At 44.4% G+C, this 23,197-nt stretch carries 24 protein-coding genes; 22 read left to right on the forward strand and 2 right to left on the reverse strand.

Translation table 11 applies throughout. The features are described 5' to 3' along the window. The first annotated feature begins 44 nt into the window (after window positions 1-44). The 12 genes from flhA (at window position 45) to GSF04_RS11210 (ending at window position 12,541) form a co-directional block, all read left to right on the forward strand. A complete protein-coding gene (flhA, locus tag GSF04_RS11155) occupies window positions 45-2,147 on the forward strand; it encodes a flagellar biosynthesis protein FlhA (protein ID WP_039492505.1) in 2,103 nt (700 codons plus the stop codon). 19 nt (window positions 2,148-2,166) lie between these two features. Beyond that, window positions 2,167-3,642 (forward strand): flagellar biosynthesis protein FlhF, encoded by a 1,476-nt coding sequence (flhF, locus tag GSF04_RS11160; protein ID WP_211859551.1) that lies wholly within the window; start codon window positions 2,167-2,169, stop codon window positions 3,640-3,642. Continuing rightward, complete coding sequence (locus GSF04_RS11165; protein WP_010369106.1) at window positions 3,635-4,495, forward strand: MinD/ParA family protein; 861 nt, start codon at window positions 3,635-3,637, stop codon at window positions 4,493-4,495. The genes flhF and GSF04_RS11165 overlap by 8 nt, the downstream gene beginning before the upstream one ends. 2 nt (window positions 4,496-4,497) lie before the next feature. Beyond that, window positions 4,498-5,232, forward strand: a complete 735-nt coding sequence (locus tag GSF04_RS11170; RefSeq protein ID WP_010369105.1) for an RNA polymerase sigma factor FliA — start codon at window positions 4,498-4,500, stop codon at window positions 5,230-5,232. A 42-nt stretch (window positions 5,233-5,274) separates the two neighbouring features. After that, window positions 5,275-5,658, forward strand: a complete 384-nt coding sequence (gene cheY, locus GSF04_RS11175; RefSeq protein WP_010369104.1) for a chemotaxis response regulator CheY — start codon at window positions 5,275-5,277, stop codon at window positions 5,656-5,658. Window positions 5,659-5,677: 19 nt separating this feature from the next. After that, the gene (locus tag GSF04_RS11180) at window positions 5,678-6,454 is read left to right on the forward strand and encodes a protein phosphatase CheZ (protein ID WP_039492497.1); all 777 of its coding nucleotides are present in this window, start codon (window positions 5,678-5,680) and stop codon (window positions 6,452-6,454) included. 13 nt (window positions 6,455-6,467) lie between these two features. Next, entirely contained in the window at window positions 6,468-8,699 is a 2,232-nt protein-coding gene (locus tag GSF04_RS11185) for a chemotaxis protein CheA (protein WP_211859552.1), read from the forward strand. A 74-nt stretch (window positions 8,700-8,773) separates the two neighbouring features. Then, window positions 8,774-9,919, forward strand: a complete 1,146-nt coding sequence (locus GSF04_RS11190; RefSeq protein WP_010369101.1) for a chemotaxis response regulator protein-glutamate methylesterase — start codon at window positions 8,774-8,776, stop codon at window positions 9,917-9,919. A 127-nt stretch (window positions 9,920-10,046) separates the two neighbouring features. Continuing rightward, window positions 10,047-10,817 carry a ParA family protein gene (locus tag GSF04_RS11195; protein ID WP_211859553.1) on the forward strand — a complete coding sequence of 257 codons (771 nt, stop codon included), beginning with the start codon at window positions 10,047-10,049 and terminating at the stop codon, window positions 10,815-10,817. A gap of 8 nt (window positions 10,818-10,825) precedes the next feature. After that, entirely contained in the window at window positions 10,826-11,587 is a 762-nt protein-coding gene (locus GSF04_RS11200) for a chemotaxis protein CheW (RefSeq protein ID WP_211859554.1), read from the forward strand. Window positions 11,588-11,611: 24 nt separating this feature from the next. After that, window positions 11,612-12,109: a chemotaxis protein CheW gene (locus tag GSF04_RS11205; protein ID WP_010369098.1), complete on the forward strand. Its 498-nt coding sequence runs from the start codon at window positions 11,612-11,614 to the stop codon at window positions 12,107-12,109. Beyond that, entirely contained in the window at window positions 12,110-12,541 is a 432-nt protein-coding gene (locus GSF04_RS11210; RefSeq protein WP_010369097.1) for a DUF2802 domain-containing protein, read from the forward strand. Window positions 12,542-12,574: 33 nt separating this feature from the next. Here GSF04_RS11210 and GSF04_RS11215 read toward each other — a convergent pair whose 3' ends face one another. Then, complete coding sequence (locus tag GSF04_RS11215) at window positions 12,575-12,871, reverse strand: EscU/YscU/HrcU family type III secretion system export apparatus switch protein (protein WP_010369096.1); 297 nt, start codon at window positions 12,869-12,871, stop codon at window positions 12,575-12,577. A 5-nt stretch (window positions 12,872-12,876) separates the two neighbouring features. Further along, the gene (locus tag GSF04_RS11220; protein WP_211859555.1) at window positions 12,877-15,327 is read right to left on the reverse strand and encodes a flagellar hook-length control protein FliK; all 2,451 of its coding nucleotides are present in this window, start codon (window positions 15,325-15,327) and stop codon (window positions 12,877-12,879) included. Window positions 15,328-15,430: 103 nt separating this feature from the next. Here GSF04_RS11220 and ccmA point away from each other — a divergent pair, with 103 nt between their 5' ends. From ccmA to GSF04_RS11270, 10 genes are read left to right on the forward strand one after another with little or no spacing between them, the layout of a single operon-like run. Continuing rightward, a complete protein-coding gene (ccmA, locus tag GSF04_RS11225; protein ID WP_081489968.1) occupies window positions 15,431-16,054 on the forward strand; it encodes a cytochrome c biogenesis heme-transporting ATPase CcmA in 624 nt (207 codons plus the stop codon). Beyond that, window positions 16,054-16,740 carry a heme exporter protein CcmB gene (gene ccmB / locus GSF04_RS11230; RefSeq protein WP_010606377.1) on the forward strand — a complete coding sequence of 229 codons (687 nt, stop codon included), beginning with the start codon at window positions 16,054-16,056 and terminating at the stop codon, window positions 16,738-16,740. The genes ccmA and ccmB overlap by 1 nt, the downstream gene beginning before the upstream one ends. A 1-nt stretch (window position 16,741) precedes the next feature. Further along, on the forward strand, window positions 16,742-17,479 hold the full coding sequence (locus GSF04_RS11235; protein WP_211859556.1) for a heme ABC transporter permease: 738 nt from the start codon (window positions 16,742-16,744) through the stop codon (window positions 17,477-17,479). 2 nt (window positions 17,480-17,481) lie between these two features. Continuing rightward, window positions 17,482-17,685, forward strand: coding sequence for a heme exporter protein CcmD (gene ccmD, locus GSF04_RS11240; protein ID WP_211859557.1), 204 nt, complete (start codon window positions 17,482-17,484; stop codon window positions 17,683-17,685). After that, the gene (ccmE, locus tag GSF04_RS11245; RefSeq protein ID WP_211859558.1) at window positions 17,682-18,161 is read left to right on the forward strand and encodes a cytochrome c maturation protein CcmE; all 480 of its coding nucleotides are present in this window, start codon (window positions 17,682-17,684) and stop codon (window positions 18,159-18,161) included. The genes ccmD and ccmE overlap by 4 nt, the downstream gene beginning before the upstream one ends. A 1-nt stretch (window position 18,162) precedes the next feature. Continuing rightward, window positions 18,163-20,121 (forward strand): heme lyase CcmF/NrfE family subunit, encoded by a 1,959-nt coding sequence (locus GSF04_RS11250; protein WP_130164483.1) that lies wholly within the window; start codon window positions 18,163-18,165, stop codon window positions 20,119-20,121. 1 nt (window position 20,122) lies between these two features. Further along, complete coding sequence (locus GSF04_RS11255) at window positions 20,123-20,695, forward strand: redoxin family protein (protein WP_069018771.1); 573 nt, start codon at window positions 20,123-20,125, stop codon at window positions 20,693-20,695. Continuing rightward, the gene (locus GSF04_RS11260) at window positions 20,692-21,156 is read left to right on the forward strand and encodes a cytochrome c-type biogenesis protein (protein WP_211859559.1); all 465 of its coding nucleotides are present in this window, start codon (window positions 20,692-20,694) and stop codon (window positions 21,154-21,156) included. Before GSF04_RS11255 ends, GSF04_RS11260 begins: the two co-directional genes overlap by 4 nt. Further along, window positions 21,153-22,436 carry a c-type cytochrome biogenesis protein CcmI gene (ccmI, locus tag GSF04_RS11265; RefSeq protein WP_211859560.1) on the forward strand — a complete coding sequence of 428 codons (1,284 nt, stop codon included), beginning with the start codon at window positions 21,153-21,155 and terminating at the stop codon, window positions 22,434-22,436. The genes GSF04_RS11260 and ccmI overlap by 4 nt, the downstream gene beginning before the upstream one ends. Next, on the forward strand, window positions 22,437-23,168 hold the full coding sequence (locus GSF04_RS11270; protein ID WP_039492483.1) for a VacJ family lipoprotein: 732 nt from the start codon (window positions 22,437-22,439) through the stop codon (window positions 23,166-23,168). It abuts the gene before it with no gap. Window positions 23,169-23,197: the final 29 nt, after the last annotated feature.

The following is a 23,197-nucleotide window of genomic DNA, read 5'->3' on the forward strand; positions in this document are numbered from 1 at the left end:
ATTGCATTTGTTGCTATGTGTCAATTTTTTGCTTGTGTTAAGTTATGGAATTTAAAGCAGTTTTACAACAACTCAATCGAGATAAAAAAGAATATGCTAAAGGTGTGGGTACTCCATTGTTGGTGCTTGCAGCACTTGGCATGGTTATTCTGCCGCTACCTCCTTTTTTGCTTGATATTCTATTTTCCTTCAACATTGCATTGGCACTTGTGGTGCTATTGGTGACTGTTTATACCTTGAAGCCACTTGAATTTGGTATGTTTCCTGCGGTACTACTGATCGCGACTATCATGCGATTGGCACTAAACGTAGCTAGTACTCGCGTCGTATTACTTGAAGGTCATAATGGTGGTGATGCGGCAGGTAAGGTGATCGAAGCCTTTGGTAGTGTTGTTATTGGTGGCAACTACGCCGTCGGTTTAGTTGTATTCCTTATCCTTATTATTATTAACTTTGTCGTAATTACCAAAGGTGCAGGCCGTATTTCTGAGGTGTCTGCGCGTTTCACCCTTGATGCTATGCCGGGTAAGCAAATGGCCATTGATGCAGACTTAAATGCCGGTTTTATCTCTGCAGATGACGCCCGGGCTCGTCGTGAAGAAGTGACTCGAGAAGCTGACTTTTACGGTTCAATGGACGGTGCAAGCAAATTCGTTAAAGGTGATGCTATTGCAGGTATCGTGATCCTTGCCATTAATATAATAGGTGGCCTTTTCGTTGGGATGATCCAGCATGATTTAAGCTTTGGTCACGCGATGGAAGTATATACCATGCTGACAATCGGTGACGGTCTGGTCGCGCAAATTCCTTCTCTTTTACTCTCAATTGGCACTGCAATTGTCGTAACGCGTCAAAATGAATCGCACAACATGGGCGATCAGTTTAAAAACCAACTGGGTAATGAAAAATCACTAGCTATTGCTTCGGGTATTTTGATCACCATGGGACTCGTTCCTGGCATGCCACATGTTGCCTTCCTAGGGTTAGGCGTATTACTTGGCTATATAGCCTATTACACAAGTCAGCAAAAGAAAAAGGCGGAGATCGAAAAGGCGGAACAAGCTGCCAAAGGACCTGCAGCCAAAGGTGGCCATCAACAAGATCAAAAAGAGCTTGGTTGGGATGATGTACAACCTGTTGATGTGATTGGTTTAGAGGTAGGTTATCGCCTAATTCCTCTAGTTGACCAAGCCCAAGGCGGGGAGCTTCTCAGTCGTATTAAAGGGGTGCGTAAAAAGCTATCTCAGGAACTGGGCTTTTTAGTACCGCCGGTACATATTCGCGATAACCTAGAATTAGATCCAAATGCATACAATATTACTTTAATGGGAGTTGGCTCTGGAACCGGTGAGTTGAAGCATGGCGACGAACTTGCAATTAATCCTGGGCAGGTATTTGGGCCGATTAAAGGCATAGAGACTAAAGATCCTGCATTTGGCCTAGATGCAGTATGGATTAAGCCAGACCAAAAAGATGAGGCGCATTCGCTTGGCTATACAGTAGTAGATGCTGCAACTGTGGTGGCAACACATATTAGTCAATTATTAACGAATAATGCGTCACTATTACTTGGTCATGAAGAGGTACAAAATCTATTAGATATGCTTGCGAAAAGTCACCCTAGATTAGTAGAAGGCTTAGTACCTGATATTTTACCGCTCACTACCGTGGTAAAAGTGCTACAAAATCTGCTTAATGAGGGCGTTGCAATTCGAGATATGCGCTCGATTGTACAAACCTTAGTTGAGTACGGACCACGTAGCCAAGACCCTGATGTATTAACGGCTGCGGTAAGAATTTCATTACGCAGATTGATTGTTCAAGATGCCGTTGGAAGCGAAGAAGAAATTCCTGTCATAACATTGGCGCCTGAGTTGGAACAGATGTTGCATCAGTCACTTCAGAACGCAGGTGATGAGGGGGCAGGTATTGAACCTGGCTTGGCTGAGAGGCTTCAAGAATCATTAAGAGAAGCACATCACAACCAAGAAATGCTAGGGGAACCGTCCATCTTATTAACCTCAGGTATGTTAAGAAGTGTGCTATCTCGATTTGTTAAACATACAATTCCAGGTCTTAGAGTGATGTCATATCAAGAAGTGCCGGAAGAAAGACAAATTAAGATAGTGAGCTCGGTTGGACAATAGAGGATAAAGGGGCTGTAACATGAAAATTAAACGTTTCTTCGCAAAAGATATGCGTACGGCTTTAAATGAAGTAAAAGAAGAGCTTGGTGCAGATGCTGTCATTATGTCTAACAAAAAGTTAGCAGATGGTGTTGAAATCGTCGCAGCAGTTGATAATGACCGTGCTGCTGCACCAGTTAAGCAAGCTCCCACTGCCCGTGCGACTGCCTCAAACGAGGCTCCGACCCGCTTTGTCCGTCCAGAGCCTCGCCAAGCACAGCCAGCAAAGCAAGCGCAAGTTGCCGATAGCTTAGCTGCTTTGCTTGAGCGTCAGGCACCGCGCCCGCGCTCACCAGAACTTGCTTCTATGTTCTCCCAGTCGGGGATTGATACAGAGCAAATGTTAAGCAGCCAACGTAAAACACAAACTGCTGCGCCGGCGCACCAAGCGAAGCCACAGCAAACTCGTCGCCAATCTTTTGACTTTGATGATGATGCATTTGAGCAGCCACAGCAGTGGGGCGAGTCGGATGAATTAGACAACGGTTTTGGTGATGATTTACCTGAGTTAAATGCCAAGCCTGACGAAATGAGTGCAATGCGTGAAGAAATGAACGCTATTCGTCAATTACTTGAACATCAAGTATCGGGTCTGATGAAACAAGAAATGGCTCGTCGCGACCCAACCCGTGCGTGTCTTGTAGATCGTCTGGAAGGAATGGGCATAGACAAAGACGTTGCTGAGCAAATGGCATGCTTTATCCCTGATGATGTTTCTCGTAAAGAAGCCTGGAATGCATTGTTAAATATGGTGATCAACCAAATGCACACCACTAACAATGATATTCTTCGTCAAGGTGGCGTATTTGCGATGGTGGGTCCAACTGGTGTTGGTAAAACCACAACGGTTGCAAAATTAGCGGCATTAGGTGCACAAAAATACGGTGCAGATAAAGTGGCGTTAATAACGACTGATACCTACAGAATAGGCGCTTACGAGCAGTTAGCTACCTATGGTAGAATCATTGGTTGTCCGGTTAAGCAAGTTAAAGATGCAAATGAACTTGCAGAAGTGCTTTATCATTTACGCAATAAGCGTCTAGTATTAATAGATACGGCGGGAATGAGTCAAAGAGATTTGCGCTTAACTGAACAGTTAAATACACTTATGCGTAGCGCAAGAGTAGATATTCGCAGCTATTTAGTATTAAGTGCGACAGCACAGATGAATGTGTTACAAGAAACAGTAAGACACTTCAAAAAAGTAAATTTAAGTGGCTGTATTTTCACAAAACTTGATGAAAGTCTAAGTTTAGGTGAGATAATTAGCATAGCGATTCAAAATCGCTTGCCAATAGGGTATCTTACCAACGGTCAGCGAGTGCCAGAAGACATTCGCGTAGCAAATGCTCAAAAGCTAGTAAAAAAGGCTGAGCAATTGTATTTAAAAAGAATAAAAGCACAGCACTCTCGACGTGTACCTGTAGCGTCAGAGTCAGTAGGAATGTATGATTAACACAGTTTTAGATCAAGCAAGTGGCCTGCGTAGAATGAGTCAAAATAGCAACCAGGGTGTAAAAGTAATAGCCGTGACCGGTGGAAAAGGTGGGGTGGGTAAAACCAACGTCTCGCTCAATACTGCCATCGCTATGGGCCAACAAGGACAGCGAGTTCTCGTTTTAGATGCGGACTTGGGCTTGGCAAACTGTGATGTGATGTTAGGTCTAAGGGTAGAAAAAAATCTGTCGCACGTGTTGTCGGGTGAATGTGAACTAGATGAGATTCTCGTAGAAGGTCCCGCTGGAATTAAAATTGTACCGGCGACGTCAGGCTCTCAAAGTATGGTAGAGCTGACTCCCGCAGAGCATGCAGGACTTATTCGTGCATTTAGCGAGCTTAACACGCAATTTGATGTCTTAATTGTTGATACCGCAGCCGGTATCTCAGATATGGTTCTGAGCTTCTCTCGAGCTGCACAAGATGTGATGGTTGTGGTGTGTGATGAACCGACTTCCATTACAGATGCTTACGCGTTGATCAAAGTTTTGAGCAGAGAGCATGGTGTCTATCGTTTTAAAATTGTTGCCAACATGGTCCGCAGTATGCGTGAAGGGCAAGAATTATTTGCTAAACTTTCAAAAGTTACAGACCGTTTTCTTGATGTAGCACTGGAATTAGTGGCCACCGTACCGTTTGACGAAAACATGCGTAAATCTTCTCGCAGACAAAGAGCTATCGTGGATTTATTTCCGAGTTCCCCTGCGGCGATTGCGATTAAGGGACTTGCTGCTAAGGCAGTTAAATGGCCAATTCCGCATCAACCTTCCGGTCATCTAGAATTTTTCATTGAACAACTTGTAAACGGGTGATTATGGCTTCTCCGGTCAATAGAGCTGCGGGATATCAAACTTCAGACCACATTCATAAGGTGGTTGAACGGCATGCTCCACTTGTCAAAAAAGTGGCGTGCCACCTGATTGCTCGACTTCCGGCAAGTGTGCAACTCGACGATCTGATCCAGTCAGGTATGATTGGATTGATTGAAGCATCTAAAAATTTCGATGCAACTAAAGGCGCTAGTTTCGAGACCTTTGCCGGGATCCGTATTCGAGGCGCAATGCTGGATGAAATCCGTCGTGGTGATTGGGCGCCTCGTTCTGTTCACAAAAATAGCAGAATGGTTGCAGAAGCTATCTCCGAGTTAGAATCTCTCCTTGGTCGAGAACCAAAAGACACTGAAATCGCTGAAAAACTTGATATATCTCTAGATGAGTACCATCATATTTTACATGATGTAAATGCAAGTAAAGTCATCGGTATTGAGGATCTTGGGGTTGATGAAGACGTGATAACCCCAGCAAACAGCGATTTTGCGCTAGACAAACCGTTTAATAACGTTAAAAATGAACGTTTTAACGAGTCTTTAGTAAATGCTATCAAAGCGTTACCCGAAAGGGATGCTCTGGTTTTATCACTTTACTATAACGACGAAATGAATTTAAAAGAGATTGGTGCCATCCTTGATGTCAGTGAATCTCGAGTAAGCCAAATTCACGGTCAGGCAATGATAAAGCTTAAAGCTAAAATCAATGACTGGATAAATTAGAGTACATAAAATAGTTGGGTTCGAACCTCACTGGAGGAAGTTTTGGATAAGAACATGAAGATTCTCGTGGTTGATGATTTCTCTACTATGAGAAGAATAATCAAAAACCTATTAAGAGATTTAGGCTTTACCAATGTTCAAGAAGCTGATGATGGTAGTACAGCACTTCCGATGCTACAAAATCAGGAGTTTGACTTTGTAGTAACTGATTGGAATATGCCGGGCATGCAAGGTATTGATTTGCTTCGTGCAATACGCGCAGATGAAAAGCTTAAGCACATTCCAGTGTTGATGGTTACCGCAGAAGCGAAAAAAGAACAAATTGTTGCAGCAGCGCAAGCTGGGGTGAACGGATATATTGTTAAACCGTTTACTGCAGGTACGCTCAAAACTAAGCTTGAAAAAGTATTTGAGCGACTAGGCTAACAGCAAGGGGATATGGCCTATGTCTGTAAATGCTGCGCCTCAAATTACACTTGAACAAGCTAAGCAACTTGTTGAGCTTCTAGAACAAGGTGAACAAGAAAAAGCTGACCAGCTGATTTTAGAAGCTGCTAACAAAGAGCAATCGGAGTTATTTGCAGAAGTCGGAAAGCTGACTCGCCAATTACACGAGTCCTTGAAGAACTTTGAGCTGGATACTCGCCTCGCAGATCTCACGACAGAGGCTATTCCTGACGCCAAGCAGCGTCTTAATTATGTTATGGAAATGACAGAAAGCGCTGCGAACAAAACGATGGACGCGGTCGAAGAAAGCTTACCTCTTGCGCAGAACCTAGCGGATGAGTTAGCGCAAATAAAGCCCACTTGGGATCGATTGATGAGCAGAGACATTCAACTCGGTGAGTTTAAATCTCTGTGTCATGATCTCGACAGCTTTATGCAGACTTCAAAGACACGTACAGACGAATTACAAGGTTTAATGACTAATGTGCTGATGGCTCAGGACTATCAGGATTTGACTGGGCAGGTTATTCGGCGCGTCATTGAGCTTGTGAGAGAAGTAGAAGATAGTCTCATTCACCTCCTGACTGTTTTTGGTACTTCAGATGAAGCACCTTCAACTGCTGTGAAAGCGAATGAAAACGAAATAAAAACAACCGAGACTATCAGTGATGAATTGTCTGGACCTGAAGGTCCAATTATTGACGCTGAATCGCGAGATGACGTGGTTTCTGGTCAAGACGAAGTCGATGACTTGCTATCTAGTTTAGGCTTCTAGTTGGAGAGTGTGTATGAGCTTTGAAGTCGATGAAGATATCTTGCAGGACTTTCTTGTTGAAGCAGGCGAAATATTAGAACTGTTATCTGAACAGCTTGTTGAACTAGAAAATAATCCTGAAGATAAAGAACTTCTCAATGCGATTTTCCGTGGCTTCCATACCGTAAAAGGTGGGGCTGGCTTCCTAGGTATGACCGAACTGGTCGATGCCTGTCACGGTGCGGAGAACGTGTTTGATGTACTACGACAAGGGCAACGAAAAGTAACTTCCGAACTGATGGATGTTATTTTGCAATCTTTGGATACGATCAACGAAATGTTCGCTTGTATTCAAAACCGTGAGGAACCAGAAGCGGCCGACCCTGTGTTGCTTGAAACACTCCACAAACTTAGCCAGCCTGCATCTGAAGACGAAGTCAGTGAAGTGATTGACGAACCTATTTCTGAGCCAGAACCTGTGGTGCCAGATTTAAGTGCTGATGATATTTTATTCGACGCCGATGTTGGTTCAGGCGATGATAGCGGCTCCAGCATCGATGAGATAACAGAAGAAGAATTTGAAAATCTTTTAGATGAATTACACGGTTCGGGTAATGCGCCTGCTGTTGCTCCGGCAACTAAACCTGAAGCTGTATCAACCTCAGATGATGGTGATATCACCGATGACGAATTCGATAACCTCTTAGATGAACTTCATGGTGTTGGTAAATTCGGTGGAGCACCAAATGCAGAAGATGCTGTTGCCTCAGAAGCGAGTGAACCTAAGGCTAAATCAACCTCACCAGCAGCCCCAAGTGGGTCTACTGGCGACGAAGAAATTACCGACGATGAGTTTGAAGCTTTGTTGGACGAGCTTCATGGTAAAGGCAGTGCACCTAAAGCGGTCGATGAATCGCCAGTAGAGGTTTCAGAGACTAAACCTGCGCAACCAGAGCCTGTTAAAGCCGCGCCAGCGCCGAAACCTGCACCAAAGCCTGCGCCCAAAGTTGAAGCTAAGCCTGCGACTCCAGCACCAGCACCGCAAAAAGAGCCCGAGGCTGCAAAAGCTTCCACACCAGCCGCTGCGAAGAAACCTGCGGCACAAGCTGAGACCACGGTCCGAGTTGATACTAAACGTCTTGATGAAATCATGAATATGGTTGGCGAATTAGTATTGGTTCGTAACCGTTTGGTTAGCTTAGCGAATAACACCAACAGCGAAAGCATGGGTAAAGCTATTTCGAACCTTGATGTAGTCACTGCTGATTTGCAGGGCGCCGTGATGAAAACGCGGATGCAGCCAATCAAAAAGGTATTTGGTCGCTTTCCTCGAGTAGTGAGAGACCTTGCTCGCAGCTTGAAAAAAGAAATCAACCTAGTTTTACAGGGCGAAGAGACGGATTTAGATAAAAATTTGGTTGAAGCGCTTGCAGATCCATTGGTCCACTTAGTGAGAAACTCAGTAGATCATGGCATTGAAATGCCTGACGTACGCGAAGCGTCGGGCAAACCAAGAATGGGTACAGTCACATTGTCAGCATCTCAAGAGGGAGATCACATTCTTCTCACGATTCGAGATGATGGTGCCGGTATGGACCCTGAAAAGCTCAAAAAGATTGCTATAAATAAAGGCGTTATTGACTCCGATCAAGCAAGCCGACTGTCCGATACTGAAGCCTATAATTTGATCTTCGCACCAGGGTTCTCAACAAAAGAGCAAATTTCGGACATTTCTGGTCGTGGTGTTGGGATGGACGTTGTTAAAACGAAGATCACTCAATTAAATGGCTCGGTAAATATCCAATCAGAATTGGGTGTTGGTACCGTATTAGAGATTAAGGTACCGCTTACACTGGCTATTTTACCTACCTTGATGGTAGTAGTCGGAGAGCAAACGTTTGCGTTACCACTTGCCGGCGTGAACGAGATCTTCCATTTAGATTTGACAAAAACGAATGTGGTTGATGGTCAGTTGACTATCATAGTGAGAGAAAAAGCAATTCCGTTATTTTATCTTGAACATTGGTTGGTAAAAGGTGCGAACAGGGGCATGAGAAAGGCTGAAGGCCATGTTGTCATTGCGCAAATTGGCACTAAACAAGTCGGTTTTGTGGTTGATTCTCTGATAGGCCAAGAGGAAGTCGTAATCAAACCACTAGATGCGTTATTACAAGGTACACCAGGTATGGCCGGTGCTACCATCACATCTGATGGTGGTATAGCGCTAATCCTTGATGTCCCCAACTTATTAAAACACTACGCCTAATTTTATTAGGCGTAGTTCGAATTCTAGAGCGGCATTTGCTGCTCTGCTGTAGAGCAAATTAAAGAGCGTTGCCAATGGCAGTTAAAGTGTTAGTCGTAGACGATTCTAGTTTTTTTCGTCGTCGAGTCAGTGAAATTTTAGAAAAAGACAGTGAAATCAAAGTTATAGATTTCGCAGTTAATGGCAAGGAGGCGGTTGAAAAGGCCGCTTCATTGCGTCCAGACGTAATTACGATGGACGTGGAAATGCCTGTGCTTGATGGGATCAGTGCGGTGAAGCAGATCATGCAGGCCACTCCGACCCCAATCTTAATGTTTTCTTCGTTAACTCGTGAAGGCGCTAGTGCTACGTTAGATGCACTGGATGCAGGCGCTGTAGATTTTTTACCTAAAAAGTTTGAAGACATCGCTCGTAATAGCGAAGAAGCAATTAAGTCGTTACAAAATAAGGTAAAGGAAATTGGCCGCCGTCGCGTTAGCCGTTTTACTCGCCCTACTATTGCGACTCCGCCAAAGCGCGTCGAGTCTAGAGCAACTCGCGCTGATACAGGACGAGCAACAATCCCTCAACCGGATAGAAGTTTTCAGAGGCCTGTATCTGGTGGTACGTCCAGTGCTGCGGGTGCTAGAGCATCGGGTAAGAAATATGGACTGGTTGCAATTGGTACATCAACAGGTGGACCCGTTGCACTGCAAACAATACTAACTCAGTTGCCTGCAAACTTTCCTCATCCAATTTTACTTATCCAGCATATGCCGGCCGCATTTACACCTGCGTTTGCAGCAAGATTGAATAGTTTATGCCAGATTAAGGTTAAGGAAGCCGAGCAAGGTGATAGATTAATGCCTGGGGTGGCCTATTTAGCCCCTGGCGGTAAGCAAATGCTGGTTGAAAATCGCGGTGGTAGTAAGACACTAAAAGTGTTCGAAGATGATAGTCCAAGGATCACCTATAAGCCCAGCGTTGATGTGACATTTGCAAGTGTTGCAAAAGCTTATGGTGGCGACACGTTAGCGATTGTCTTAACGGGAATGGGCGCAGATGGCCGAGATGGTGCTCGTATGCTAAAACAGGTAGGGGCCACTATTTGGGCGCAAGATGAAGCGACTTGTGTTGTTTATGGTATGCCTCAAGCTGTCGCTGGCGCTGGACTTTCGTCGGATAGTATCGCCCTACAAGACTTTGCTGCGAGAATTAATAAAGAAGCGGGTAACCAATAGACTAAGTCATCACTTGGTTGCTTTGCTTGAAGCTTGTAAATATCAAACGTCTAAAAAGAATGAATAACATTGAGTTGGTATAGTATCTATTGAATGAAATCAATAGTGATAAGCGAAGGAATATAGAGTGAAAATTTGGACAGTAGCAAATCAAAAAGGTGGCGTGGGTAAAACCACGACGACGGTGAGCTTAGGAGGCATTCTTGCTGAGCAGGGTCACCGAGTTTTGCTTATTGATACTGATCCACATGCTTCACTGACATATTACTTTGGTATTGATTCTGAAGAGTTAGAAGTCAGTGTGTATGATATTTTTGCACGCGGCAGCAGCATGACGAGTGAAGAAATTTTACAGTCTCTTTGTCCATCAACCATAGAGAATCTTGATATTTTGCCTGCCACTATGGCCATTGCTACGCTTGATCGTAGTATGGGTAATAAAACGGGCATGGGGCTTATCTTAAAGAAATCGCTCGAAAAAATAGCGGATCAATATGACTATGCTATTTTAGACTGTCCACCAGTGCTTGGGGTACTGATGGTTAACGCATTAGCAGCGAGTGAGCGAATTTTAGTGCCTGTCCAAACTGAATTTTTGGCGTTGAAGGGACTAGATAGAATGATGCGCACGATGGAGCTGATGCAGTCTTCACAGCAGAAACAGTATCAATATACTATCATTCCAACTATGTATGATAAACGGACCAAAGCGTCGTTGGAGGCGTATAAAACGTTGCTAGCAACATACAAAGATGCCGTTTGGCCAGGTGTGGTTCCCGTAGATACCAAATTTAGGGATGCGAGTCTTGCACAGCAAGTCCCAGTACAATTTTGTCCTAAATCACGAGGCGTGTTCGCTTATCGTGCACTATTGGACTATTTGAAGCAGTTAAGCTAGAGAGCATAATGAGTAAGCATTTATTTGCAAATGAAAAGGTGATGAAGCAGTATCTTGGCGCCCTATTACAAGAGGAGCCAGAGATTGAGCAATGCGAATTATCACCGGTTGCAAAGCTACTTGAACAAGTAAAAGAGCCGAAGTCCGAACTTGAAGATACAGACCTTCCAGCTGTCCTTGCAACAGAGCCTCAGGAGTCGGTGAGTGAAGTTATTGAAGAACAACCGAGTAAATTAGCTCAAGATCTTGAAGTCACTGAAAATACATCTATTATCAAAGAACAGACAACGATAGAATCCGTTTCTGCAAGGGAAGCCTATCAAGAAGGTGAATTTCAGGCATTGTTTTTTGAAGTTGCAGGCTTAACACTGGCGGTTCCGCTTAAATCACTTGGGGGAATACACCAACTGGGTGAGGTCAATCAACTCTTTGGTAAACCTAAATGGTTTAAAGGCGTGATGCTAAATCGTGAAGAAAAACTTAATGTTGTTGATACTGCGCGATGGGTAATGCCTGAGAAGTTAACACCAAAATTAGAAGATGCTCTGGATTACCAGTATTTGATTACGCTTGGGGATAGTAACTGGGGACTGTTAGCAGAGAAACTAGTCAACAACTTAACACTCAAGCCTGAAGACATAAAGTGGCGCACAGCAGATGGTAAACGGCCTTGGTTGGCTGGGGTGATTAAAGAGAAAATGTGCGCGCTGATTGATGTAGAGAATTTAAACCGTTTGCTAGAACAAGGCCTCGATAGTCGAGAGCAGTAACTAGTATATTGATGGAGTGAAACCATGAGCCAAGATAGACTACTTTCTGCAGACAAAAATGCTGATAGTAATGATGAAGTATTGCAATGGGTTACTTACAAGCTTGAAGAGGAAACTTACGGTATCAATGTAATGCAAGTGCAAGAAGTATTACGTTATACCGAAATTGCACCAGTCCCAGGTGCGCCAAGCTACGTACTCGGGATCATTAATCTACGTGGTAACGTTGTAACGGTTATAGACACACGAGCTAGGTTTGGTCTGCAAAGTGCAGAAGTGACGGATAATTCGAGAATTGTAATAATCGAAGCCGAGAAGCAAGTTATTGGTATCTTAGTCGATAGCGTTGCTGAGGTGGTTTACTTACGTAGCTCGGAAATTGACAGCGCGCCAAACATCGGCACTGAAGAGAGCGCTAAGTTTATCCAAGGCGTATCAAACCGAGAAGGCGAGCTATTGATCTTAGTCGATCTTAATAAGCTATTAAGTGATGACGAATGGGATGAGCTGAGTCATATCTAGATGTCTGAAGTAGTAAACGCACAAACCGTTTTACTCGTCATATCAATAACCTCAAGCATACTTGCGTTAGTGTGCTTGAGGTTTGTTTTTGTGCTGGGTAAAAAATTACAAGATGCGCAGGGTCAAACCGCGCAACTTTCGAGCTCACTGCAAGGCTCTGAGCAACAAATAGCAATATTACGCAGCGAAGTTGCGGAGTTACGCGCCAGTATCATGAGTATTGGTAAGCGGGTGGTCGCTACCGAGCAAGAATTAAATGATGTTGCGAATCAGCAAGCAGCACAGAAATATGATGACCCCGACGCAAAAATGTATTCTCGCGCCGTGAAAATGGTGGAACTTGGCGCTGATATTGAAGAGGTGATGCGCGAGTGTGAGTTGCCAAGAGCTGAGGCAGAGCTGCTCATGTCTTTGCATAACAAATCAAAATAATCGTATAGAAAGTAGCAAGTTAGAAAATTTTGGCTATGCCTTAATATCTAGCTTGCCACGAAAACCTTCCCAGCCAGGTGGAAACTTACCACGCATAATGTAAGAAAAAGCAATGAGTTCAGCAATTACATAGTAGAGTTCCCGTGGGATCTCTTGGTGTAACTCAAGTGCACTGAGTGTTTGTGCTAATGATTCATCTTCATGGATCATGATGTTTTTCTCTTTTGCCAGCGCAATAATTTCCTCTGCCAGCTCACCATATCCTTTAAAGGTGACCTGAGGTGCGCTTCCAGCTTCATATAACAGTCCGATAGCAGATTTTTGTGTCATCTCTTTTACACCTTAATGTTGATAATTGCGTGTTCATTAAAGAATTTATCTTGAAAGCTGGCTTCTTCCCTAAGGCCTATCTCTGCGACTTGTAGCCCATGAGATGCTAACTTATGTCTGAGCGTTGCCAAATGTGGCTCTGCGAGCTGCTTGATCTGATTGGAGGTGGCTACTAATGCACATTCTAGGGCTTTATCCATCAGCTCGGCTTGGGCATGGATCTGACCTTTTTCTGCAAAATCAAAACAAAGACGAATAAACCACACAGACTTCTCTGGCATACCAGGTTTAGGCGACTTTTTATATTCACCTATTTGTAATTGTGTTTGCTGTTGCTCTTGTCCTACTTTAGTGGGGAAGAGCAGGTTTACAATCAACTGTGCTTCGCTGTCTTGTTTCGCAGAGTTGGTCGCTGTAGTTGGTGATTGTTGTGGTTGTAATTGGTTGTGCAATTGCCCCAATTCGTTTAACAGCTCTTTTGCTTGTGGTTGTTGAAGCGCGTCTGCTATTTGCTTGGGGGAGAGCAGCTTCAGCTGTGGTAGTAGCGTATCCAGCAAGGCTTGTATTTTTTGCGTTGTTTGCTCATTGCTCTGAGCTTGGTTTGCCACCTGACTACCTAATAGCGACACGATTAAACGGTCCAACATTTGTGTAAAGCTCGATTGAGCTAAACTTGTTGGTGTGTTAGCAAAGGTTGCCATGCCCAGTTGGCTCTCTAACTGGTTTTTAACGGTGAGCGCGTTGACTGAACGGTCATCAAGCAAGCGCGTAAATGCTTGGTTGACTAGTTTCTGTAATTCAGGCGTTTGTTTGAATGTATCTGCTTTTACGAGCTTTTCGATGGTTGCAGAAGCTTGGTGTAACATGTTTGGTGTGTTTTCTTTTTGTTCGGGTTTAGCCATGGGCAGAGTAAGCAGGGCTTCAATCACCCCTTTAATTTGATTGCTGGTAGGCTGCGGTACTTGAGAAGGTGTAGCGGTTATTTGCGTGCGTTGTGAATGTGTAGATGGCAACTGGAACGTTTTAGCAGAATCTACAGGCGCAGAACTCGTTTTACGATAAAGCGGCCGCGCTAATGCTTGTGTTAGCTGTTCAACTTGCTTGTTGCTAAGCGACAGTTTACCTGTGAGGGTGTCCAATAATAAGGACAGGGCTTTTTGTTTCACCTCAAAATCGACCGGGGGCGCCTGATATTTTGGTGTCTCTGCGAGCTGGTGTTGTAAGTAACGAGCAACGGAGCTGGCTAACTCTTCGTTTTGCAAAGGTGTGTGACTTTTTTGCAATGGTAATGGTTGCTTTGCCATCAGCTCTGTAAGATTAAGTTTTATTTGGTTTGAGAGTTGCTGCAGTGGCGTGCTTGGTTTATTTTCATTGTGAGCACTTACTTTCTCGCTTGGCTCAAGCAGAGTTGCGACCGAGTGACTCAAAACATCATTTTTGCCTTTCTTGACTGGGGAGTTCGCGGGCTGAACAACCTGATTTGTAAGTGGCTTTCCAAAAGGTCTTCCGATCAGTACTTGCAACGCTTTTACTACCGTTGACTTAATTTGTTGCAGATTGACTTCAAGTAGCGGTTTGTCATACGCCAGCGTATGTACTGATGCTAAGCGTGACTCAAGCGGTGAAGGAGCATCTTTATTGACTGCGCTTACGTGTTGTAGCAAAGCGCTAAGCGGCTTTATGGTTTCTACTTTTACTTGTTGTGTCGATTTTGTGATATCAATTCCATTGAAAGCCGTTTTTACTTCGCCCTTTTGCCATGTGTTTGCTGCAGGCCAGTTACTGCTTATTGGCGATAAGGTTACTGAACGATCATGAATGTTAAGTGTTACTCCACTTGGCAGCGGCTTCACCTCAACACTGCTAAGTTGACTAGAGATAAGTTTTGCAATCATTGACTTAGGTAAAGCCGTACTAAACAGCAAGTCTTTAAATTGATTGACGACCTGCAAGGAAACATTACTTTGTTGGGCACTAAGATGCGCAATGAGTTTGTTTTCACTTGCGAGCAATTGTGCCACGGCTTGCGGAAGCGGTATTTTTAAATCAAGTGCCTTGATGTGTAATGTGGCGTCTGGCAACGTGGTTGCTGAAGACTGTATTACTGGGCTTGGCGTATGCGTCTTTAGCGTCGTTAAAATATCAAAAAGCTGTTTTGTTAGTGTTACTTGTGCTTGTAGTTTGGGCGTTTGAAAGGTAACCACCTTGCCAGTTTCATCAATACTAACCAGTGCTTCTGGAAGCTGATTGGGCTGGGTTGGAGGCTTAAGCGCTAGTTGGATAGTTTGCCATCGACCATCAATTGCCACATCCATTTTTAGTTTATCGTTACTAATTTGGATATTCTTTGCTGCAAACGGTTGGTTTTTGGCTAAGTCTAATCTCGATACTTCGCTATTATCTGTGCTTATCACAGATGCTGTCGTCGTATTTGTTGTAATTGGCAGCTTATTCATTATTTTAAATCAAATTTTCGCTAATCGGTCGCATCGGATTATTCGTATTACCATACCATTATGTTAGACTAACGCCCAATTTTAGGTAAAGAGAAGCCCAAGTTTGCTAGAGATAGACGCCGTCACTTGTACCAAACAAGATAGATGCTTGTTTGACTCATTAAGTTTCACTCTCCATGCGGGGCAGATCATGCAAATTGAAGGCCCAAATGGTGCCGGAAAAACCTCTTTGTTGAGGATCATTGCTGGGTTCGCCAGAGCGGACGAAGGGCAGATCCGCTACAACAGCACTGATATCCGCGATGATTATGATTCATTCGCTGCCGATTTATTATTTATTGGTCATAAGACAGGTGTCAATCAACAACTTAGTGCCTACGAAAATGTCCAACATTGGCTTATGGTTCATGGCGCTCAGGCCGATGAAGAAGAAGTCTATACACTACTTGCCAAGCTCGGTTTAATAGGGCTTGAAGATGTACCTGTGCGGACATTGTCGGCAGGCCAACAGCGCCGTGTTGCATTAGTACGTTTGTGGCTGAATCAAGCCAAGCTTTGGGTGCTAGATGAACCATTTACTGCGCTGGATAAAAAAGGGGTCGCCATGTTGCAAACCCAATTTCAGTCTCATCTCGACAAGGGGGGCGCCATTTTATTGACGACCCACCAAGATCTCACCGCACATTTTGCACAGTTACAAACCTTGGCGTTGGAGTACCGTTTGTAATGCAGACTCAACATTCTTATTGGTTAGCTTTTAAATCGGTTTATGCCAAAGATGTGACCTTGGCCTTTAGACAGCGCGCTGAGATAGTCAATCCTTTGTTGTTTTTCCTTATCGTGATCACCTTATTTCCGTTAGCAATTGGGCCCGAACCTGCGCTGCTTACCAGAATGGCTCCGGGTATTATTTGGGTAGCGGCGCTTTTATCGACTATGTTAGGTCTAGATAAATTATTTAGGGACGATTACAACGACGGCTCATTAGAGCAATTGATTGCTTCACCTTATCCTTTATCGCTATCAGTATTAGCAAAAGTAGCAGCGCATTGGACAGTCAGTGGTTTGCCAATGGTGGTGCTTGCGCCCTTGTTCGCGCTGTTAATGAATCTCGAATCGCAGTCTCTCAATGCGACTGTATTGACCTTACTGATAGGTACACCGTTATTAAGTTTTATTGGGGCTATTGGCGCAGGACTCACCGTTGCATTGCAAAAGGGTGGCATTTTAATGAGTTTACTCGTCCTTCCGCTTTATATCCCCGTATTGATTTTTGCAACGTCCGCCATAGATACCAGTAGCATGTCTTTAGCGTATGGTGGTCAGCTTGCAATCCTTGGTGCGATGCTTGCCGTCGCAATTGTTGCCGCACCAATTGCCATATCGTCAGCTTTAAGAGTGAGTGTAAGTTAAAATGTGGAAGTGGTTACATCCTTATGCCAAAGCGGAGCGTGCTTACCAATTGTGTAACACCTTGCTTCCTTACTTTGCCGTGATTGCGGTAGTGGGCTTAATTGTTGGATGGGTTTGGGGGTTAGCCTATGCGCCAGCCGACTACCAACAAAAAGACAGCTATCGTATTATCTTTATTCATGTGCCGTCGGCTATCTGGTCGATGGGTGCATACTCTTCTATGGCTATTGCGGCTATTGTTGCCTTAGTATGGCAAATTCGTAATGCTGAACTGGCGGTTATCGCCATTGCACCTATTGGTGCGGCAATGACCGCGATTGCGTTAATCACTGGTGCTGCTTGGGGTAAACCTATGTGGGGCGCTTGGTGGGTCTGGGATGCAAGATTGACGTCAGAGCTTATCCTATTGTTTTTGTATTTTGGTGTTTTGTCTCTATATCACGCCTTTGAAGATAAAAAATCAGGTGGTAGAGCTGCCTGTATTCTTGCCATTGTCGGGGTCGTTAATCTGCCTATTATTCATTTCTCGGTAGAGTGGTGGAATACGCTGCATCAGGGGTCAACTATCACCAAATTTGATACGTCAGCGATTGATCCTTCCATGTTGTGGCCTTTGTTGATCAACATAATGGCGTTTGCGGGTGTGCTTGGCGTGGTTACGCTAATTCGTTTGAAAAATGAAATTTTACGAAGCGAGCAACACCGTCCTTGGGTCCGCGAATTAGTGAATAGGGGTTAATCATGCAGTTTGAATCCTTCAATGAATTTTTAGCTATGGGTGGCTATGGCTTTTATGTTTGGCTCTCATTTGGCTCATGTGCATTAATACTGGCTGGTATTTTAGTCGGCTCTATCTTGGATGGTAAGGCGCTAAAGCAAGCAGTTAAAGCGCAAATGGCAAGAGAAGCACGCATTAAAAAAGCAAAAGAGGAGTCGCAAGCATGAATCCTAGACGCAAAAAAAGATTATTCACCGTTGTTGCCGTTATCTTTAGTATTGGCGCAGCGGTCGGGCTTACGCTTTACGCACTACAAGAAAATATTAATTTGTTTTACACGCCGAGCGAGCTTGTTGAAGGTAAAGGTGAGTTAAAAGAAATACCGCAAATTGGCCAGAAACTGCGCATTGGCGGTATGGTTGTGCCTGGTTCAGTGGTGCGTGATGAAACGTCCTTAGATGTGTCATTTAAACTTATCGACACCGGTCCTATGGTTACTATTCGTTATAAAGGCATTCTTCCTGATCTATTCCGTGAAGGCCAAGGTATCGTAGCACAAGGGACATTAGTTGAGTCTAATGTAGTTGAAGCGTTTGAAGTACTTGCCAAGCATGATGAAGAGTATATGCCATCAGAAGTAGCGGAAGCCGTGAAAGGCATTAAGCACGAAAAGCCAAAATATAATTTAAACAGCGAGAACTAAGATGGTCCCAGAAATAGGTTACTTCGCCTTAGTTCTGGCGATGGCATTGAGCTTATTACTGTGTATTTTCCCATTGTGGGGGGCTTATACGGGTAATTTGAGGCTGATGAAAGCCGCTCCTTCACTGGCCGTTGGTCAGTGTATTCTTGTGGTGTTCTCATTTATGGTACTGATCTACATCACGTTAATGGATGACTTTACGGTTGCGTATGTGGCACATCATTCGAGCAGTACTTTGCCTTGGTATTATAAAATCACCTCAACGTGGGGTGGACATGAAGGCGCAATTTTACTGTGGTTGGTAATGCAATCCATGTGGACCATGCTGGTTGCAGTGATGTCAAAGTCGCTACCGTGGGTTTTGCGAGCGCGTGTGTTAGGCGTACTTGGCTTTTTAGGTGTGGGCTTTATGCTCTATACCCTGTGGATGTCGAGCCCGTTTGAGCGTTTGCTTCCTTACTTCCCTGTTGAAGGGCGTGATTTAAATCCATTATTGCAAGACCCTGGAATGATCATTCACCCGCCACTCCTTTATATGGGTTATGTTGGCTTATCAGTGTCATTCTCTTTTGCAATTGCTGCGCTTTTAACCGGTAAACTTGATAACACTTGGGCTAAATGGTCACGTCCTTGGACAATGGCCGCATGGGGCTTTCTTACTCTTGGCATTACAATTGGTAGTTGGTGGGCGTACTCAGAGCTTGGCTGGGGCGGTTGGTGGTTCTGGGATCCAGTAGAAAACGCTTCACTGATGCCTTGGCTTGTTGCAACCGCTTTATTGCATTCACTCGCAGTAACAGAAAAGCGAGGTGTGTTTAAGTCTTGGACCGTACTACTTGCTATCACCGCGTTTAGTTTATGTTTACTTGGTACCTTTATCGTTCGTTCTGGGATCATCGTTTCGGTGCATGCGTTTGCAACCGATCCTGACCGTGGTTTATATATCCTGTCATTCTTGGCTGTGGTTGTGGGTGGCAGCTTAGCGCTTTACGCAATGCGCGTTGCTCAAGTATATAGCGAAGGGCGTTATCAATTTATTTCGCGTGAAGTGGCGCTGTGGATCAACAATATCTTCTTAGTGGTTGCGACCTTGATTGTATTATTGGGCACGCTATTGCCTATGATCCATAAAGAGTTGGGCTTAGGCTCTATTTCTATTGGCGTACCTTTCTTTAACCAAATGTTTGCGATATTAATCGTGCCGTTCGCGATTTTACTGGGTTTAGCACCTATGCTGCGCTGGAAACAAAATAAGATGCCGCCACTAGTTAAAAAGTGGGCTGTATTGATTGCGGTGAGTTTGGTACTTACAGCGACGTGGCTGTATTCGAGCTATGAAGTTGTGGCACCTCTGACATTTGTTGCGACAGCTTTAGCTGTGTGGATAAGTGTGGCTACTGCTGCTGACTTATTTAATAAAGTGACTGTTCACCCAAGTGTTGCGATCGGCTTTAAAAAGCTAGGGTTGAGCTATTGGGCGATGGTACTCGGGCACGTTGGTATTGCCTTTGTTATCGCGTCGGTGACGTTAACTTCAGCATACTCAGTTGAGCGCTCTGTGAGCATGAAACCGGGTGAAACGGCGATGCTAAACGAGTACGAATATCGCTTTGATGGCGTAAAAGAAATTCGAGGCCCGAACTATGGTGGTCATGCAGGCGTAGTGACAGTATTCAAAAATGGTAAAAAAGTTGTAGAACTACACGCGGAAAAACGCCGTTATGATGTAGGGATGCAGTTTATGACCGAAGCCGCTATTGATGATGGTTTCTTCCGTGATTTATATCTAGCACTCGGCGAGCCGCTTTCTGCAGGCGCGTGGTCGCTTAGGATCTATCACAAACCATACGTACGCTGGATGTGGCTAGGTGGGCTACTTATCTCTTTTGCCGGCTTCATTGTGCTTGCGGATAAACGCTACCGCAGCCGCGTGAAAAAATCATCCCAAGTGGAGGCTTAACATGAACCGCAAGTTATTAGGTTTAGTGCCTTTTTTGATATTTATTTTCCTGTGTGTGTTTTTGTACCAAGGACTATTTGGTAATCCTAGAGAGATCCAGACCGGCCGTTTAGGACACACTATGCCTGAGTTTTCATTACCCGATCTAATGGATAGTGATAAAACCTGGACAGCCGACTCGCTTAAGGGTGAAGTCTACTTGATGAACGTATGGGGCACTTGGTGCCCAACGTGTATCGCTGAGCTGGGTTATTTAACTGAGCTTAGAGAGCGTGGCGTGAAAATAATAGGTCTGTATTACGAGCAGGCTTATGACCCTGATTTTGGCGACCAGTTTGATATCAATGCTCTAAGACAAGATGTCAATAACATGTTGAGTCGTGCTGGTAACCCATACCAATTTAACATTCTTGATTTGGAGCGTACATTAGCACTGGATCTAGGTGTTTCAGGCGCGCCAGAGACTTTTTTGGTAGATAAGCAAGGTAAGATTTTGTTGCATCATACTGGTGACATCAATGAACGCGTTTGGCGCACTAAGTTTGCGGCAATCTATCAGGAGTTGGCGCAATGAAATATTTAATTGTTTTGCTTTTAATGATGACTACCGCAGCGGCACAAGCAACGGAAGACAAATATAACTTTGCTACAGCTGAACGTGAGCAAACTTTCCGAGAGCTGACTCATGAGCTACGCTGCCCGAAATGCCAGAACCAAAACATTGCAGATTCAGATGCCGTCGTAGCCAAAGATCTGCGTGACAAAGTCATCGCTTTGGTTAATGAAGGTCAGTCTAAGCAAGAGGTCATTGATTATATGATCGACCGCTATGGCTATTTCGTTCATTATCAACCACCTGTTACGCCTGCAACGATCGTACTTTGGGTACTGCCAGTGGCAATCATTATTTTAGGCTTCGGCTTTATTGTATTTCGTCAAAAACGCGCTGCGAAAAAGCAAGACTGGAATGCAGCGGACGAACAAAAGCTGACTGAGCTCATTAATCAATATCAACGTCAGGAGCGTGAGCAGTGAGCGAATTCTCGACAGATTTAACCCAAATGTGGTTTTTGTTTCTTCTGCTGGGCGTATTTGCCGGTCTCTTTGTGGTTTTTCCGTTTATTAAAAAGGAAAAGCGCGTCACGGTTGATCATGATGCGAATGCCGAGCGTATCGATATTTTCTATCAGCGTTTGGAAGAGTTAAAAGAAGAGCTTGCTAATCAGCGTATCGAAAAAGACAGTTATAATGAATCTGTGGTTGAACTCAAGCGTCGCTTATTGAATGAGTTATCGCCTGAACAATCATTGACGAGTCGTGGTGACAACCGTGTGTTGGCGCTGACGGGTATTGCTTTTATGGTGTTGGTGACAGGTGTCTTTTATTACTACACGGGTAGCCACAGGCAAATAGCGAGCTGGCATGAAGCCGTTGAAAAGTTACCTGAGTATGGTGAGCGTGCAGTAATGCAATCTGGAGAGCCGCTAAATGCCAACGAGCTACAAGCATTTGCGCTGGGGCTAAGAACTAAACTAGCAACCGCTGGCGACGATGCAGTTGCATGGATGTTACTTGGTCGTGTTGCAATGTCACTTAGTGACTTTGAGATGGCGATGCAGGCATTTGATAAAGCACTCGTGATGCAACCTAATAACAATAATGTTCTGGTGAATTATAGCCAAGCATTATTGATAGAGGGCTCAGAGCCAAGTATGAATCGCGCGGCCAGAATGTTGTCAAAAGTGCTCAAGAATGATCCAACGAATATTGATGCGATTAGCTTGCTGGCGTTAATTGCCTATGAACGTCAAGATTGGAAAGAGTCAAAAGCCGCTTTTGAAGTCTTGTTGTCACAATTAACCAAAGATGATCCGCGTTATGAGATGATCGCAGGGCGGATTGCTGAAATCGAGCAAAAGTTGGGTCAACAAACAGATGATCCAGTAGCTGTAAAAGCTGGTATTGTCGCTACTGTAACCATTTCAGCTGAGTTACAGAACAAGATTCCAAAGGACAGTACTTTGTTCGTTTTTGCAAAAGCGGCTGAAGGCCCAGCCATGCCATTGGCGGTCGCCAAAATTACAAACTTTAACTTGCCAATGACGGTAAACCTAGATGATAGTATGGCAATGATGCCTGAATTAACCTTGTCGAAATTTTCTCAAGTTACGGTCACCGCACGTATTTCTAATGATGGTTCAGTAATGCCTTCAGATGGAGAACTAGAGGGTGCTTCAAGCGTAATTGAACTTCAACAAGGCGAAAATCAGCTCACTGTCGAGATTAGTCGTGTCTTAACAAATACAGGGAAATAAATGCTTAAAGCTGTGCTCACAGGTTTACTTGCGCTGACCGTTGTCGGTTGTGCGCAAGTACCCGAAGAGAAAAAGGATCCACGAGATCCATTTCAATCACTTAACCGTCCACTTTATGACTTCAATATGGATGTGTTGGACGCCTATATCTTACGGCCTGTTGCTAAAGGATATGTTGCGGTGACTCCCGCTCCTGTGCGCAGTAGTGTGGTTAATTTCACCACCAACATCGCCGCGCCGACCGATGCAGTAAACGCGGCATTGCAGGGCAAGCCTGATCATATGGCAATCAATGTTGCTCGCTTTTTAGTTAATTCTACGGTCGGTATTTTTGGCTTGTTTGATGTTGCGAAAACACTTGGCCTTGAGCTTAAAGACGAAGATTTTGGCCAAACCCTTGGTGTGTGGGGCGTTGGCGATGGTGCGTATATTATGATCCCAGGTATGGGACCGACGACCGCGAGGAACTTAACGGGTGATGTCGTAGATAACTTTGTCTTGCCAGAAATCGCACTCACAACGCCTCAGACGGTATTAGTGTTTGCGCTGCGTGCGGTTGAAGCAAGAGCGGCATTGATGTCACAAGAAAAGCTGCTAAATGAGTCGCTTGATCCATACACTTTCTTAAAGGATGTCTATTATCAACGCCAGTTGTACGAGCTATTTGATGGCAACCCACCAATGGAAGAAGAGCCGGATGATTTTGACGAGAACTTTTTAGAGAACTTGTAAAAATAAGGTCGGCAATCGCCGACCTTTTC

This window comes from Pseudoalteromonas sp. A22 (assembly GCF_018141345.1).
GTDB lineage: Bacteria > Pseudomonadota > Gammaproteobacteria > Enterobacterales > Alteromonadaceae > Pseudoalteromonas > Pseudoalteromonas maricaloris.